Raw genomic sequence first — 15,248 nt, forward strand, 5'->3', positions numbered from 1 at the left:
GAAAGCGAAGATTCATGCGGTTTGAAGGTACGGAAGATTATGTCGCCACCGACGACCTGAAGGTCGCGGTCAACGCTGCGGTGCTGCTGCGCCGCCCCCTGCTGGTGAAGGGTGAGCCGGGCACGGGCAAGACCGTGCTGGCGCAGGAAATCGCCAAGGCGCTGGATGCCCCGCTGATCGAATGGAACGTCAAATCGACGACCAAGGCGCATCAGGGCCTGTATGAATATGATGCGGTGGCCCGCCTGCGCGATGGCCAGCTTGGCGATCCGCGCGTCCATGACATCAGCAACTATATCCGCAAGGGCAAGCTGTGGGAGGCGTTCACCTCCCCTACCCTGCCCGTCCTGCTGATCGACGAGATCGACAAGGCTGACATCGAGTTTCCCAACGACCTGTTGCAGGAACTCGATCGCATGGCGTTCCACGTCTACGAAACGGGCGAGACGGTCGCGGCGCAGGAACGGCCGGTGGTGGTCATCACATCCAACAATGAAAAGGAGCTGCCAGACGCTTTCCTGCGGCGCTGTTTCTTCCACTATATCAAGTTCCCCGACCGGGAGACGATGCAGGCCATTGTCGATGTTCATTTCCCCGGCATTCAGAAGATATTGGTCAGCCGCGCGCTCGATCTTTTCTACGAGATACGCGATGTGCCGGGGCTGAAGAAGAAGCCGTCGACCAGCGAGTTGCTCGACTGGTTGAAGCTTCTGCTCAATGAAGACATGCCGCTGGAGGTGTTGCAGGATCGCGATCCGACCAAGGCCATTCCGCCGCTTCATGGCGCGCTGCTGAAGAATGAGCAGGATATCATGATGTTCGAACGTCTGGCATTCATGGCACGGCGGCAGGGGCGGTAAAGGCGGGATTGCCCTGCCCGGCGCAATGATGGAGGCGTGCATGACGCATGAAGCGGGATGTCTGTGCGGAGCGGTGCGCATCAAGATCGATGCGGAGCCGATGGCAGCGCGCATGTGCTGGTGCAGGCTGTGCCAATATCTCGGCGGGGGATCAGGCACGGTCAATGTCTGCTTTCCGACGGAGAAGGTGCAGAGCGAAGGCGAGGTCCGTTGGCATGAAAGCATCGCGGATAGCGGAAACAGGATGTGTCGTGGCTTTTGCCCCGAATGCGGAACACCCCTGTTCAGCATAGCCGAATCGCGACCGCATCTGACCTTCATCAGGGCTGGCGCGCTGGATGATCCGGGCCTGTCGGGGCCGCAGGCCGTGATCTGGACGGATGCGGCGCCGCACTGGGCGCATCTGGACGCCGAATTGCCCCATTATCCGGCGCAGATTCCGCCCGTGGCGTAAAAGGCCGCTTGCCTTAGCCTTGCGATTTCGCTCAACCTTCCCCGATAAATTTCAGAGCCGCGACAAGACGGCGTGGAATGGGAAGGATGCCTATGCCGAAGCTCGCCTTGTCGCTGTTGCCGATCCTCTTGGCTTTGCCGGTGCCCGCATTGGCGCAGGGTGCCGATGTGCAGGAAGCGTGGGTAGCGAGCGATGGGAGCCTTCGCGCACGCGCTTCGGGGATAAGCCTGCCCCAGACGATCGCCGGGCTTTCCCTGTCCAAAAGTGGAGAGGTCACGAATGGCGGCAGGGGCATCGACAATTATGCCCAATATCTGTCGGAGGATGGGGCGGTGCAGGCGACTTTGTACGTCTATCTGCCCAGCTATGCGGACGCGTCGATCGCCGCTTATATGACCGACCGCGCGGTGACGGATCGTTTTGGACCGAAGACACGCCGCACTGCTTATGAAAGCGTGCCGTTGCAGGGCAAAGGTGGCCGCGCGATCCGTGCGGTTTACGATGATGCGGCCGACGGGGCGCTGACCACGGCAGCAGCTTTTGCCCAGGCCGGACGCTGGCTCGTGAAACTGCGGGTCACAGGTCCGAGTGAACGGCGGAAGGAGGTGTTGGCAGGGCTGGATGGCATGCTTAGCGGCTTGCATTTCGATGATGCGGCTGCGGTACGGCCGGTCTCTCCGGTGCGGTTCGCGGACTGCCCTGCGGGTGATGACCGGGATGCGCAACTCACTGCTTCAATCCCTGCTGAGGGGACCGATGTCCGGCGCATTGGGGAAATGGCCGGGTCTTTCTGTATCCGGGGACAGGTGCAGACTAGCGAAGGCAGCTATGATCTTCTGGCGCAGCAGGGTGCGGCTGGCGGATCGGTCATCGTGCCAATCGACGATGCGGGCACGGTACTCGCCTTCGATCCAGCGGTTGACGGCAAGGGCTATCAGCTATCGATACATTCGGTCGGCGAGACGAAGCTCTATGGCGTTTATGACCGCGTGCCGAGTTCCCGGCAGATCGCGAAGATTCTCGATGGCAAGGACCCCGAGACGGCGCAGGCGCGGACGACTGCTGCCTATGCGGCCAATGGGGAGGTCATAGTGCGCAAGGGCGCGGCGAACTGACAGGATCAGATGAGGTAGCCGACCTCATACAGGCCCCAGCGACGGCCTTCGAAGATCAGCGGAACGAACACGCTGCGAAGTGCGCGATAGCGGCCTTCGCCAAGGTCCTGACGGTAGGTGAAAAGAAAAAAGTCTCCGTCGCCGTCGAGCGCGCGGCGGGTTTGGCTGTCCATGAAAATCTGCCGGTTCCGGGCATATTCCATGTTCCATTCCGGCATGCCCGGCCGCTGAGGCTGGCTTCGCGACGTGATATGCGTCGGCAGATAGCCGTTCATATCGATCAGGCAGCAGCCGACGATGGCATTATCCTGCCCCGTCTGGCGGTCCAGAATCGGGCGGATCAGGCGGTCGGCAAAGACCATGAAGCCATTTTCATATTGTGGCGGGTGGGAGCCTTGGATCAGGCGGTAATGGCTGTCGAATAGCGCCGATGGCGTCAGTTCGCCCGCAGCCAGAGCATCATTGATCAGGCGGGAAATTTCTGCCGCGCCATCTTCGGCATAGGCAATGTAGCGGCTGTTGCGGGTCTGATGCCCGCCATGAGCGGCGGTGTTGAGCATGTCGTTCGCCATGCCCTCAAGCTGCTCAAGCTGGGCCTTGGCCATTTCGACGCGCTGGGCGCTTTCAGCAGCGGAGTCGCTGAAATTTGTGAGGCCTTGTCGCAGCGCGCCTACGTCGGCATCGGCTTCATCGGTGCAGGTGACGATGGCGTGGGAACGCTCGCCAAATTGCGTCACGAGCGAGGCTATTTCCGCCATGGTGACGCTCAGCGTATCAATATGGGCGCTGACGTCCCGGCCACGTCCGATATTGGCTTCGACGCCGCTGATCAGATGGCGCGCGTCGCGGTCGAGCTGGCCGAGCTTGTCGCCGACCGATGCGGCAGACTCGCCCGCTTGTCCGGCGAGGCGGCGGATTTCGTCGGCCACGACGGCAAAACCCTGCGTCGCCTCTCCACCCCGTGCCGCCTCGATCGCGGCGTTGACGCCCAGCAGCCGCGTTTGGCGTGCGATCGCGCCAAGTTGATCGGAGATGCCGCCGACGGTTTCAATGACCCCAAGAAACTGACGAAGCCTTCCCTCCAGACCCGTGGCATGGTCGACCAGCCCCGCAACCTGGGCGAGAGACTGGGTGATCGCTTCATGCCCTTCGGCAATGATGCGGGCCGCACGCCGGGACGTGAGGCTGAGTTCCTGAGCCGCCACCACGCTTTCATTCTGGCTGACGGCCAGAGTCTCCATATTGGTTTGCAGCTGTGAGAGGCGGAGCGAGTCGGATTGAATGCGCCGGGTAAGTTCCCCGAGGAAACCCGCCGTCTCGCTGCATTGCAGCGCAACGTCGCCGGAGCGTTCGCCCAGATCTGTCAATAAATGCTCATTTTCCAAGGAGTGCCACCCCAAACCGCCCGCTTATGAATAGTGCCTTATTAACGATGCGATGCAACACTTAACATTTGATCAACCATGCGTGGCCCCTTGCATCCATGGCAGGGCTGTCAGACAAGGCAGTCATCATGATGCTGAACTTTCTCGACGCGCTCAGGGCCGCTGGCATACCCGCTGGCATCAAGGAGCATCTGCTTCTGCTGGAGGCGCTGGACCGGGACGTGATCGGGCAGCGGCCCGAGGAATTCTATTATCTCGCGCGGGCGACCTTTGTGAAGGATGAAGGGCTGATCGATCGGTTCGATCAGATCTTTGCGAAGGTCTTCAAGGGCGTGTTGGATGCGAGCGGGGTCGAGGCGGAGATTCCCGAGGAGTGGCTGCGCCTGGTCGCGGAGAAATATCTGAGCGCCGAGGAGATGGAGAAGATCAAGTCCCTAGGCAGTTGGGACGAGATCATGGAGACGCTGAAGAAGCGTCTAGAGGAGCAGAAGGGACGCCATCAGGGCGGGAACAAGTGGATCGGCACAGGCGGAACTTCGCCCTTCGGCAATGGCGGCTATAATCCGGAAGGCGTGCGGATTGGGGGCGAGAGCAGGCACAAGCGCGCGATCAAGGTTTGGGAAAAGCGCGAGTTCCAGAACCTCGACAGCAGCAAGGAACTGGGCACGCGCAACATCAAGGTGGCGTTGCGGCGGCTGCGGCGCTTTGCGCGCGAGGGGGCAGCGGATGAGCTGGACCTAGAGGGGACTATCCGGGGCACAGCACGGCAAGGCTGGCTCGACATACGGATGCGGCCCGAGCGGCATAACGCGGTCAAGCTATTGCTGTTCCTGGACGTCGGCGGATCGATGGACCCGTTCATCCGGCTTTGCGAGGAACTGTTTTCCGCCGCGACGACCGAGTTCAAGAACATGGAGTTCTTCTATTTCCACAACTGCCTTTATGAAGGCGTGTGGAAGGATAATCGGCGCCGCTTTTCAGAGCGTATCCCCACCTGGGACATACTGCACAAATATGGGCATGACTATAAAGTCATCTTTGTCGGCGATGCGGCGATGAGCCCTTACGAGATCAGCTATCCGGGCGGCTCCGTTGAACATATGAACGAGGAGCCCGGCGCGGTGTGGATGAGCCGCTTGCTGCATACCTATCCGGCTGCCGTGTGGTTGAACCCCACGCCGCGCGAGCATTGGGACTATAGCCAATCGACGCGAATGATCCGGGAGATCATGAGCCAGCGCATGTATCCGCTGACCCTTGAAGGCATCGATGACGGGATGCGGGAACTGACGCGTAAACGGTAAGCGTCAGGCGGGATCGAAAAGGACGCCGCCTGTCATTGGGACAGGAACGCCGGTGGTGCCGGGAAAGCTGATCGGCAAGGATTTGAGGTGGCGGACCGCCATATAGGCAAAGCCCTGCGCCTCAAGAGCGTCGCCATCCCAGCCGAGATCATCGACCGGACGGACCTCTGCGCTGGTGAAAGCAGCCAGCATCCCCATCAGGGTCGCGTTGTGGCGGCCGCCTCCCCCGACATAGATAGCCGAAGGCCGGGACGGGAGATGGTCAAGCGCGCGCGCAACCGCTCTGGCGGTGAACGCGGTCAACGTCGCTGCGCCATCCTCAAGCGACAGGCCATGCATCGCATCAAGGGTGAAGGCTTCACGGTCGATGCTCTTGGGAGGCAGCAGATCGAACCAGGGGTCTGCCATCAAACTGTCCAGCCGCGCTTCATCTATTTTACCGCGAGCAGCAGTGGCGCCATTTTCGTCGAACGGCCGATCGCCATGCGTCTGCATCCAATTGTCGATCAGACCGCTCGCCATGCCGGTGTCGAAGGCGAGGAGTTCGCCATCATTTCCGATGGCGGTGATGTTGGCCACGCCGCCCAGGTTCAATATGGCCGTCGGCTTGCGCAAGTCGTTCGCCAAGGCCCGGTGATAGATGGGCATCAGCGGAGCCCCCTGCCCCCCTGCGGCAACATCGGCGCTGCGCAGGTCACCGACCACGGGAATTCCGAACGCCCCCGCCAATGCGGAGCCATCGCCGATCTGCCATGTCCAGCGCCATTCCGGCCGATGCGCGACCGTGTGACCGTGGAAACCGATAACGGCGATATCCTGCGCTATATGCCCGCTGCGCGCGAGGAGATCGGTGACAGCCTCGACATGAAGCTCGGTGAGTTCGGCTTCCACGGATTGAATGAGAGGCTCGAAGCCCGGCTTGTCCATCGCCATGGCGCGCTGGCACGCTTCGGCCAGGCGAATGCGAAAGCCCTCCCGATAGGGCATGGCGTGGAAGGTGACGGGATTGCTGAAGCCCTCTCCGTCGGTTTCGATGAGCGCGGCGTCGATGCCGTCACGCGAAGTGCCCGACATGAGGCCGATCGCCAGCATGGGTTGGCTGTGTGTCACCGCTTCGATCCTTTTGCTCTCCTCCATTCTGTGTAGCGGAATGGATCGAGACACAAGTTCAGGATGACGGGGAGTGACGTTGTTGTGTCGTGATGCTAGAGGGCGCCGCATTATGACCAGCTACTCGTCCGATCTGCTCCGCCTCCTGGAGGCACGTGGTTACATTCATCAACTGACCGATGCGGAGGGGCTCGACGGCCTTGCCGCCAAGCAGATCGTGCCGGGCTATATCGGCTTTGATCCGACGGCACCGTCTTTGCATGTCGGGCATCTCGTCTCGATCATGATGCTGCGGCAGTTGCAGAAGGCGGGGCACAAGCCCATCGTCCTGATGGGCGGCGGCACCGGCAAGATCGGTGATCCGAGCTTCAAGGACGAAGCGCGCAAGCTGCTGACCACTGACACGATCGCGGAGAATGTCGCGAGCATCAAGCGCGTGTTCGAGCGGTTCCTGACCTTCGGCGACGGGCCGACCGACGCGATCATGCTCGACAATGCCGAATGGCTCGACCGGCTGGAATATATCCCGTTCCTGCGCGAGATCGGTCAGCATTTCTCGATCAATCGCATGTTGAGCTTTGATTCGGTGAAGCTGCGGCTGGATCGGGAGCAGTCGCTGTCCTTCCTTGAATTCAACTATATGATCCTACAGGCCTACGACTTTCTGGAGCTGTCGCGGCGGTCGGGCTGCCGCTTGCAGATGGGCGGATCGGACCAGTGGGGGAATATCGTCAACGGCGTCGAACTCGCGCGCCGGGTGGATGGGACGCAAGTGTTCGGGCTGACGACGCCGCTGCTCACCAATGCCGATGGCACGAAGATGGGCAAGACGGTGGGTGGTGCAGTCTGGTTGAACGAAGATCAGCTTTCCACCTATGATTATTGGCAGTTCTGGCGGAACACGGCGGATGCGGACGTCGCCAACCGGCTGCGGCTGTTCACCGACCTGCCGATGGACGAGGTCGCACGGTTGGCCGCGCTTCAGGGCGCGGAGATCAATGAGGCGAAAAAGGTTCTGGCCAATGAGGCAACGGCGCTGTGCCGGGGAACCGATGCCGCGCTTGCTGCCGCAGAAACGTCGCGCAAGACCTTTGAAGAGGGCGCTTCGGACGCCAATCTGCCGACGATCAGCGTGGGAGCTGAGGGACTGACCATTGTTCAGGGCACTTCAGCGCTTGGCTTTGCCGCTTCCAACAAAGAGGTCCGGCGCAAGCTGGCCGAAGGCGCCATTCGCGTCAATGGCGAGGTCGTGAGCGACCCCATGCTGGCGCTGAAGCCCGGCGACAAGGTGAGCTTCGGCGCTAAGAAACATGGGCTGGTAACTGCTTGAAACTTTAGAGAGTTAAAGGCTGATTAAGTAAAGCTGGTAAGGAAGGCGCCACCTTCCTCACCTTAAGCTCCGATCATGTCTTCGGTGCTCGCAAGCCTCGCCCAGGTCGCCCGTTCACGGGACCCTTCCATCAATCAGCGCCGCACGCCCCGCGTGCTGGTGGATATGGTCAGCCATATCTCTGCCCGAGGCCGAACCCACGGCGTTCGGGTCATCAACATCTCTGAACTCGGTTTGATGTGCCGCACCGATGCGGAGATCACGATTGGCGAACGGGTCGCCATATGGCTGCCCGTCGTCAAGGACGTTCAGGCCGACGTTCGATGGTCAGAGGATGGCCGGGTCGGGGTGGAGTTTTGCCAGCCCATTGATCCGCAAGTCTATGAGGCCATGCTGGCGCTCATCCCACCACGGCAGACCGCCTGGTAAGGAGCTGGTCGAAGCTCTGATCGGTTTCGACGCGTTGACGTGACCGGACAAGCGCCTCCGGCATTTCGGTACGCAGGAAGTGCATCATTGCCTCGCGGACTTCGCAGCGCAGGTCGAAGGCTATCCCAGCATTGCGCGCGCTGAGCAGGCCGCGCAGTTCCAGCGCGTCAGCTTTTTGATCGGTGACCTGGAGTATGGCGACGCGGCCATCCCAGCAGCTGTTGGCCTTCACCGCTTCGATGAAGCGCGTTCGGATGCGTTCGACGTCCGCCGCAGGATCGACATAGAGGAAGACGGTGCCGAGCAGATCGGACGTCTTTGTAGTCCAGTTCTGGAAAGGCTTTTCGAGAAAATAGGACACCGGCACGACCATGCGCCGATCGTCCCAGATGCGCACCACGACATAGGTGAGCTGGATATCTTCGATGCGGCCCCATTCTCCTTCGATGATCACCACGTCATCCAGCCGGATCGGTTCGGAAAAGGCCATCTGGATGCCCGCGATCAGGTTCTTGAGCGCAGGCTGGGCAGCAGCGCCGACTGCTAAGCCCGCTAGGCCAGCCGAGGCCATCAAGGTGACGCCCACCGTGCGTACGCCTGGGATCATGATCAGCATCAACGATAGGATGAGGAAGCCGATGATGCATTGGGCTACGCGGTAGAGGATGCGGATGCGGGTATGCTGGCGGCGGGCCTTCAGATTATCTTCGACGGTGATGTCGCTGCGCTGTTCGAGGATGGTGCGGAAGGCGCGCATGGATGCGAAGATCAGCCAACCGACCAGCAGGATGAAGAGCATCTTTGATCCGATTGCCCAGATCGTCTCTATACGATCGCTGAAGGTCAGCGGCTGAATGCCTGCGGCGAGGGTCATCAGGACGACGATCCAGCGGGTAGGATGATAGATGGCGGGCAGGATCACCGGGTCCAGCTTCATGCGGCGCGCCACGCGGGTCGCTATCCGGTAAGCGAGCCAGTGAAGCAGGAAGGCGACGGCGACCGAAATGGCGATGAAGATCGCCGCGATGGGCGTGACATGGTGCAGGCTGATGTCGGATTGCATGCTTTGGGCAACGACAGCGGCGGGGTGATGGTTTCGCTGTTGCAGCAATTCGTCGCGTCGATCAGCCGCTTCGGAGCAATCCCACCGCAGCATCTCGTTCGAACAGGTAAAGGCAGGTTCTGGCTGCCTGGCCGCGCGCTTCGTTCAGTCCACCGTCCCGGTCAATCAGGAGGTGCGCGTCGTCGCGCGCGCAGTCAAGCAGGGCGGACAGATGTTCAGGCGTGGCGATCTTCAACTGTGCCTCGCCCGACTGGCGCGTGCCGAGGATTTCGCCTGCGCCACGGAGGCGAAGGTCTTCTTCGGCGATGCGGAAGCCGTCATTGGTTTCGCGCATGAGCGCCAGTCGAGCGCGGCTGGTTTCGCTCAAGGCTCCGCCTCGCAGCAGGATGCAGACGCTGTGGTTCTGGCCGCGTCCTACCCGGCCGCGCAGCTGGTGGAGCTGCGCGAGGCCGAAGCGGTCGGCGCCTTCGATGATGATGAGGTTGGAATTGGGGACGTCGACGCCGACTTCTATGACGGTGGTGGCGACAAGGATTTTGGTGTGGGCGGAGGAGAAAGCCTCCATCGCGGCGTCCTTTTCCGGGCCTTTCATGCGGCCGTGGACAAGGCCGACGAGTTCGCCGAAGCGAATTCGTAGTAATTCCGCGCGGGCTTCGGCGGCGGCCTGATCGCTGGTCTCGCTTTCCTCGACCAAGGGGCAGACCCAATAGGCCTGGCCGCCGGTTTCGATGTGGCGGGCGAGTGCTTCGACCACTTCGTCGAGACGGTTGGCGGACATGACGACGGTCTGGATCGGCTGGCGGCCGGGCGGCATTTCGTCCAGGCGGGAGACGTCCATTTCGCCATAATAGGTGAGCGTCAGCGTGCGGGGGATCGGGGTGGCGGTCATCACCAGCAGGTGCGGCGTGCGCTCGGCCTTGGCGGCAAGCATCATGCGCTGGGCAACCCCGAAGCGGTGCTGCTCATCGATCACCGCCAAAGCGAGGTTCTTGTAGCGGACGGCTTCCTGGAAGATGGCGTGGGTGCCGACGAGGATGTCGATGCTGCCGTCTGCAAGGCCCATCAGGGTGGATTCGCGCACCCTGCCCTTTTCGCGGCCGGTGAGGATGGCGATAGTTACGGGCAAACCCGACGCCATCTTTCGCAGCGTTTCATAATGCTGGCGGGCGAGGATTTCCGTCGGAGCGAGGAGTGCGCCCTGAGCGCCTGCCTCAACCGTGTTGAGGAGGGCCATGAGCGCGACAAGGGTTTTGCCTGAGCCGACGTCGCCTTGCAGGAGGCGGAGCATGGGGACGGGCTGCGCCATGTCGCCTTCAATCTCTCCGAAGGCGCGGCGTTGCGCGCCGGTCGGGGCGAAGGGGAGTTCGAGCATGGCACGCAGGCGGCCGTCTCCCTCAATGGGGATGCCCCGGCGCTTGCGGGAGGATTGGCGGACCAGCATGAGTGCGAGCTGACCTGCGAAGATTTCATCATAGGCCAGGCGTTCGCGCGCATTGGCATCGCTGGGGTCGGCGTGGACGCGGGTGAGCGCCTCGTGCCATGTCGGCCAGTCCTTGCGAGCAAGCAGACTGGGTTCGATCCATTCGGGGAGATCTGGGGCGCGGCTCAGCGCCTGGGCGACGAGATCGCGCAGGCGGTTATTGGTGAGGCCTTCGGAAAGGCCGTAGACTGGCTCTCGCGCCGGGATGGTGGCGGCTTCCTCAGGCGGAAGGACATAGTCGGGATGGACGATCTGGAGATTTTCGCCATAGGCCTCCAGCTTGCCGGAGATGAATTTGGGTTCGTTCAAGGGCAGCAGTTTGCGTGGCCAGGCGCTGTTGCGGCCGAAATAGACCAGCGCGACCGTATTGCCGTGCCCGTCCTGCGCAATGACGCGGAACGGCGCGCGGGCGCTGCCGGACGCGCGATAGTCGGTAGGCGTGAGTTCTATGCCGATGACCCGCCCTGAGTCGGACAGGATCAACTCGTCCACCATGCGGCGATCGACAAAGCTGACCGGCAGGTGGAATAGGACATCGACGGCGCGGGCAAGGCCAAGGCGCTCCAGCGGCTTGGCCAGCGCAGGGCCGACGCCCTTCAGGGCTTCGATTTCGGTGAAGAGTGGGTTGAGGATATCGGGTCGCATGGCTATCTGACGCCATCTAGCCCAGCCGGGACGATGCGCAAACATCTGATCGGTTTATTCGGCATGTCCGCGTAAGGAACAAATTGTGAACGAAGATCCCCGCATCCGCCGCCTGCAATTCCGTGCCTGGCATCGCGGCATCAAGGAAGCGGACCTGGCGGTGGGTGGATTTTTCGATCGCTACCACGCCGAGTGGGGCGTGGAGGAGATCGACTGGTTCGAGCGGTTTATCGAGGAACAGGATGCCGACATCATGGCTTGGGCCTTGGGGACGTTGCCGTTGCCCGAGCAATGGCGCGGGCCGATGTGGGACAAGTTTGTGAAGATGGATTTTGTGGAGATTGGGAGGAAGTGACTGCCCTCCCCTCCCGCAAGCGGGAGGGGCAGCGAGACTTGCCGAGCCTCAGGCTCGGCTAGTCGCAGCGGGGTGGGCCTGCACCACCTGCGTTGGATTACCCACCCCTACCCCCTCCCGCTTGCGGGAGGGGAACTGAGAATTAGATGACCGACCTTCTGAAGATCCTCAAAGCCTCCTCTCCCATGACCCTCTCCGGCGTTCCGGCGGGGTTTCAGCCGTGGGTGCTCGCGGACATTGCGCGAGCAGCGCCTTCGCGGACGTTGTTCGTGGCGCCCGACGAGCAACTCATGCGGGCGGTGGCCGACACGGCGCATTATTTTGCGCCGGAGATCGAGATTGTCGAGATTCCTGCCTGGGACTGCCTTCCCTATGACCGGGCCAGTCCTTCGCTGCGCACGGCTTCGGCGCGGTTGGCGGGACTTTATGCGTTGCAGGGTAAGCCCAAGGGGCCGCAGCTTGTCCTGACGACGCTCAATGCGTTGACGCAGCGGACGTTGACGCCGTTTCGTGTGCGGCAATTGGTCGCGAAGCTGGCGCCCAAGGAGCGGATCGCGATTTCGCGGCTCGCCGAGATGTTGCAGGCCAATGGTTATGTGCGGACCGATACCGTGCACGACCGGGGCGAGTTCGCCATTCGTGGCGGCATTGTCGACCTGTTTCCCGGAGGCGAGGAACAGCCCCTGCGGCTCGATTTCTTCGGGGATGAGATCGAGACGGTGCGGCGTTTTGATCCCGCCGATCAGCGGACCAGCGGGAGTATCGAGGGCTTCACCCTCCTCCCGGCTTCCGAGGCTTTGCTGGATGAAGAGACGATCAAGCGGTTTCGCGGGCGCTATCGCGAGACGTTCGGGGCCACGGCGACGGGCGACCCGCTTTATCAGGCGGTGAGCGACGGGCGGCGCTTGGCGGGGATGGAGCATTGGCTGCCGCTGTTCGAGGAACGGCTGGTGCCGATGACCGAACATCTGGGCGACGATACGCTGGTTGTGCTGGATCATGGTGTGGCGGGCGCGGCCGAAGCCCGGTTCGAGGCGATCCGGGACTATCACGCCAATCGGGTGCAGGCGAAGTCTTCCGACCCGGGGGCTTATCGGCCTTTGGCGCCGAAGGCGCTGTATCTCGGCGCAGACGAGTGGGCCGAAGTGGCGCGGGCATGGCCGATGCATGCGACGACGCCTTTCCATGAGCCGGAAAGCGCGACCGTTCTGGACTTTGCGGTTGATGGGCCGCGCGATTTTGCGCCGGAGCGGGCGCAGAACGCCAATGTCTATGAGGCTGTCGGCAAGCATATCGCCTCCCTCCAGCGGGCGAAGAAGAAGGTCGTCATCGCCAGCTATTCCGTGGGGGCGCGGGAGCGGCTTTCTGGGCTGCTCGCGGATCACGGCGTCACAGGCTTGAGCGCGGCCGACGATTGGCAGGAAGCATTGGGCCTAGCCGCTCCCCTCCCCTTCAGGGGAGGGGTTGGGGGTGGGGGCTATTCGGATAGCTCTCCCGACCCTACAGCCCCCACCCCAACCCCTCCCCTGAAGGGGAGGGGCTATAATGTTGCTCTAATCGTCCTGCCGCTGGATCATGGCTTTACCGCGCCCGATGTGGCGGTGCTGACCGAGCAGGACATGCTGGGTGACCGGCTGGTGCGGCGGGCCAAGCGGAAGAAGAATGCCGACGCGTTCTTGCAGGAGCTGGCGACGCTCTCGCCGGGCGATCTGGTGGTGCATATGGACCATGGGATCGGCCGTTATGAGGGGCTGACCCAAATCCCGGTCGCCAAGGCGGCGCATGACTGCGTGGCGCTGGAATATGCGGGCGGCGACAAGCTGTATGTGCCGGTGGAGAATCTGGAGGTTCTTTCCCGCTACGGTTCTGACAGCGAGGGGGTGAGCCTCGACAGGCTGGGCGGCGAAGCGTGGCAGCGGCGCAAGGCCAAGATGAAGGAGCGCATCCGCGAGATCGCGGGTGAATTGCTCAAGACGGCGGCCGAGCGCGCGCTCCGGGCGGCGACGGTGGCCGAGCCGGATAGTGCGGGCTATCCGGCGTTTGTCGATCGCTTCCCTTATCAGGAGACCGAGGATCAGGACCGCGCCATCATGGACGTGGTCGAGGATCTGGGTGCGGGGCGGCCGATGGACCGGCTCGTCTGTGGCGACGTTGGCTTCGGCAAGACCGAGGTGGCTTTGCGCGCGGCTTTCGTGGCGGCAATGGCGGGGATGCAGGTAGTGGTGATCTGCCCGACCACCCTGCTCGCACGGCAGCATCATATGAATTTCGAGGAGCGGTTCCGAGGCTTTCCGGTGAATATCGGACGGCTTTCGCGGCTGGTGCCCGACAAGGAGGCCAAGGCGGTGAAGGCCGGGCTGGCCGATGGGACGATCGATATTGTCGTGGGCACCCATGCGCTGTTGGCGAAGGGGCTGGAGTTCAAGCGGCTGGGGCTTGTCATTGTGGACGAGGAACAGCGGTTTGGCGTCACGCACAAGGAGCGGCTGAAGAGCCTCAAGACCGACGTCCATGTGCTGACGCTGACCGCGACACCCATTCCTCGCACGCTCCAGATGGCAATGTCCGGCTTGCGAGAACTTTCGGTGATCCAGACGCCGCCGGTCGATCGTCTGGCGGTTCGGACCTACATCATGCCCTGGGACGGGGTCGTCATCCGCGAGGCACTGCTGCGCGAACATTATCGCGGGGGGCAGAGCTTCTTCGTCGTGCCGCGCATTGCCGACCTTACCGAGGTGGAGGAGTTCCTGCGGACAGAAGTGCCCGAGGTGAAGCCCATCGTCGCCCATGGGCAGATGAGCGCTACCGAAGTTGAGGAGCGCATGTCGGCCTTCTACGACAAGCGTTATGATGTGCTGCTGTCGACGACGATCGTTGAGAGTGGGCTTGATATTCCCTCGGCCAATACGTTGATCATTCATCGCGCGGATCGGTTTGGGTTGGCGCAATTGTACCAGCTTCGTGGGCGCGTGGGGCGGTCGAAGACGCGGGCCTATGCCTATTTCACGACGCCTGCTAACAAGGTGATTACCGAGACGGCGGAGAAGCGACTGAAGGTGCTGTCCGATCTGGACACGCTGGGCGCCGGGTTCCAGCTGGCGAGCCATGACCTCGACATTCGCGGCGCGGGCAATCTGGTGGGTGACGAGCAATCGGGCCATATCAAGGAAGTCGGGTTCGAGCTGTACCAATCGATGCTGGAGGACGCGATCCTTGAGGCCAAGGCAGGTGGCGCGGGGATCGAGAAACGGGAGAGCTTCTCGCCGCAGATTACCGTCGATGCGCCGATCCTCATTCCGGAGGATTATGTACCCGATCTTGACCTGCGCATGGGGCTGTATCGCCGCCTGAACGAGGTTGAGGACCGGCAGGGGCTGGAGGCTTTTGCTGCGGAACTCATCGACCGGTTCGGCAAGCTGCCGACCCCGACGCAAAACCTGTTCAAGATCATCGAGATCAAGCAGAATTGCGTCACCGCCAATATCTCGAAGATCGATGTGGGGCCAAAGGGCGCGCTGGTCAGCTTCTTCGAAGACCGCTTCCCGAAGCCGGAGGGACTGGTTGCCTATATTCAGCGGCTGAATGGCGTGGCGCGGTTGCGGCCGGATAGCAAGGTCGTGGTCACTCGCACCTGGGCAGACCCGGCGGCGCGGTTGAACGGAGCGCTGCAATTGTCAAAGGGGTTGGCGAAGTCGGCTGCATGAGACAGCCTGTCTCA

The 15,248-nt window shown here is 62.1% G+C and carries 12 protein-coding genes; 8 read left to right on the forward strand and 4 right to left on the reverse strand.

Going from position 1 to position 15,248, the window contains the following annotated elements; genetic code table 11:
- Nucleotides 1-14: 14 nt before the first annotated feature.
- The 3 genes from ACZ5TB_RS05280 to ACZ5TB_RS05290 all read left to right on the forward strand — a co-directional run bounded on the left by ACZ5TB_RS05280 (nt 15) and on the right by ACZ5TB_RS05290 (nt 2,429).
- Entirely contained in the window at nt 15-860 is an 846-nt protein-coding gene (locus ACZ5TB_RS05280) for an AAA family ATPase (protein WP_449472141.1), read from the forward strand.
- Between the two features lie 40 nt (nt 861-900).
- Nucleotides 901-1,314, forward strand: coding sequence for a GFA family protein (locus ACZ5TB_RS05285; protein WP_464792271.1), 414 nt, complete (start codon nt 901-903; stop codon nt 1,312-1,314).
- 92 nt (nt 1,315-1,406) lie between these two features.
- Complete coding sequence (locus tag ACZ5TB_RS05290) at nt 1,407-2,429, forward strand: hypothetical protein (protein WP_464792492.1); 1,023 nt, start codon at nt 1,407-1,409, stop codon at nt 2,427-2,429.
- Between the two features lie 5 nt (nt 2,430-2,434).
- On the opposite strand, the gene ACZ5TB_RS05295 is transcribed toward ACZ5TB_RS05290, so the two are convergent.
- Nucleotides 2,435-3,814 carry a methyl-accepting chemotaxis protein gene (locus tag ACZ5TB_RS05295; RefSeq protein WP_464792272.1) on the reverse strand — a complete coding sequence of 460 codons (1,380 nt, stop codon included), beginning with the start codon at nt 3,812-3,814 and terminating at the stop codon, nt 2,435-2,437.
- A gap of 128 nt (nt 3,815-3,942) precedes the next feature.
- Here ACZ5TB_RS05295 and ACZ5TB_RS05300 point away from each other — a divergent pair, with 128 nt between their 5' ends.
- The gene (locus ACZ5TB_RS05300; protein ID WP_464792493.1) at nt 3,943-5,118 is read left to right on the forward strand and encodes a vWA domain-containing protein; all 1,176 of its coding nucleotides are present in this window, start codon (nt 3,943-3,945) and stop codon (nt 5,116-5,118) included.
- Between the two features lie 3 nt (nt 5,119-5,121).
- On the opposite strand, the gene ACZ5TB_RS05305 is transcribed toward ACZ5TB_RS05300, so the two are convergent.
- The gene (locus ACZ5TB_RS05305) at nt 5,122-6,210 is read right to left on the reverse strand and encodes an anhydro-N-acetylmuramic acid kinase (protein ID WP_464792494.1); all 1,089 of its coding nucleotides are present in this window, start codon (nt 6,208-6,210) and stop codon (nt 5,122-5,124) included.
- A gap of 130 nt (nt 6,211-6,340) precedes the next feature.
- Between ACZ5TB_RS05305 and tyrS the strand changes: the two genes are divergently transcribed.
- Both tyrS and ACZ5TB_RS05315 read left to right on the forward strand, forming a co-directional pair.
- Nucleotides 6,341-7,558, forward strand: coding sequence for a tyrosine--tRNA ligase (gene tyrS / locus ACZ5TB_RS05310; RefSeq protein ID WP_464792273.1), 1,218 nt, complete (start codon nt 6,341-6,343; stop codon nt 7,556-7,558).
- A gap of 75 nt (nt 7,559-7,633) precedes the next feature.
- Nucleotides 7,634-7,987, forward strand: coding sequence for a PilZ domain-containing protein (locus ACZ5TB_RS05315; protein ID WP_464779670.1), 354 nt, complete (start codon nt 7,634-7,636; stop codon nt 7,985-7,987).
- Here the strand turns inward: ACZ5TB_RS05315 and ACZ5TB_RS05320 are convergent.
- Together ACZ5TB_RS05320 and recG are read right to left on the reverse strand one after the other, a co-directional pair.
- Entirely contained in the window at nt 7,959-9,050 is a 1,092-nt protein-coding gene (locus tag ACZ5TB_RS05320; RefSeq protein ID WP_464792274.1) for a mechanosensitive ion channel family protein, read from the reverse strand. The genes ACZ5TB_RS05315 and ACZ5TB_RS05320 overlap by 29 nt on opposite strands.
- A gap of 61 nt (nt 9,051-9,111) precedes the next feature.
- A complete protein-coding gene (gene recG, locus ACZ5TB_RS05325; RefSeq protein ID WP_464792275.1) occupies nt 9,112-11,175 on the reverse strand; it encodes an ATP-dependent DNA helicase RecG in 2,064 nt (687 codons plus the stop codon).
- A gap of 85 nt (nt 11,176-11,260) precedes the next feature.
- Here recG and ACZ5TB_RS05330 point away from each other — a divergent pair, with 85 nt between their 5' ends.
- Nucleotides 11,261-11,530 (forward strand): FAD assembly factor SdhE, encoded by a 270-nt coding sequence (locus ACZ5TB_RS05330; RefSeq protein ID WP_464792276.1) that lies wholly within the window; start codon nt 11,261-11,263, stop codon nt 11,528-11,530.
- A gap of 146 nt (nt 11,531-11,676) precedes the next feature.
- The gene (mfd, locus tag ACZ5TB_RS05335; RefSeq protein WP_464792277.1) at nt 11,677-15,234 is read left to right on the forward strand and encodes a transcription-repair coupling factor; all 3,558 of its coding nucleotides are present in this window, start codon (nt 11,677-11,679) and stop codon (nt 15,232-15,234) included.
- The last annotated feature ends 14 nt before the right edge of the window (nt 15,235-15,248 follow it).

The organism is Sphingobium sp. TomTYG74, assembly GCF_055393875.1.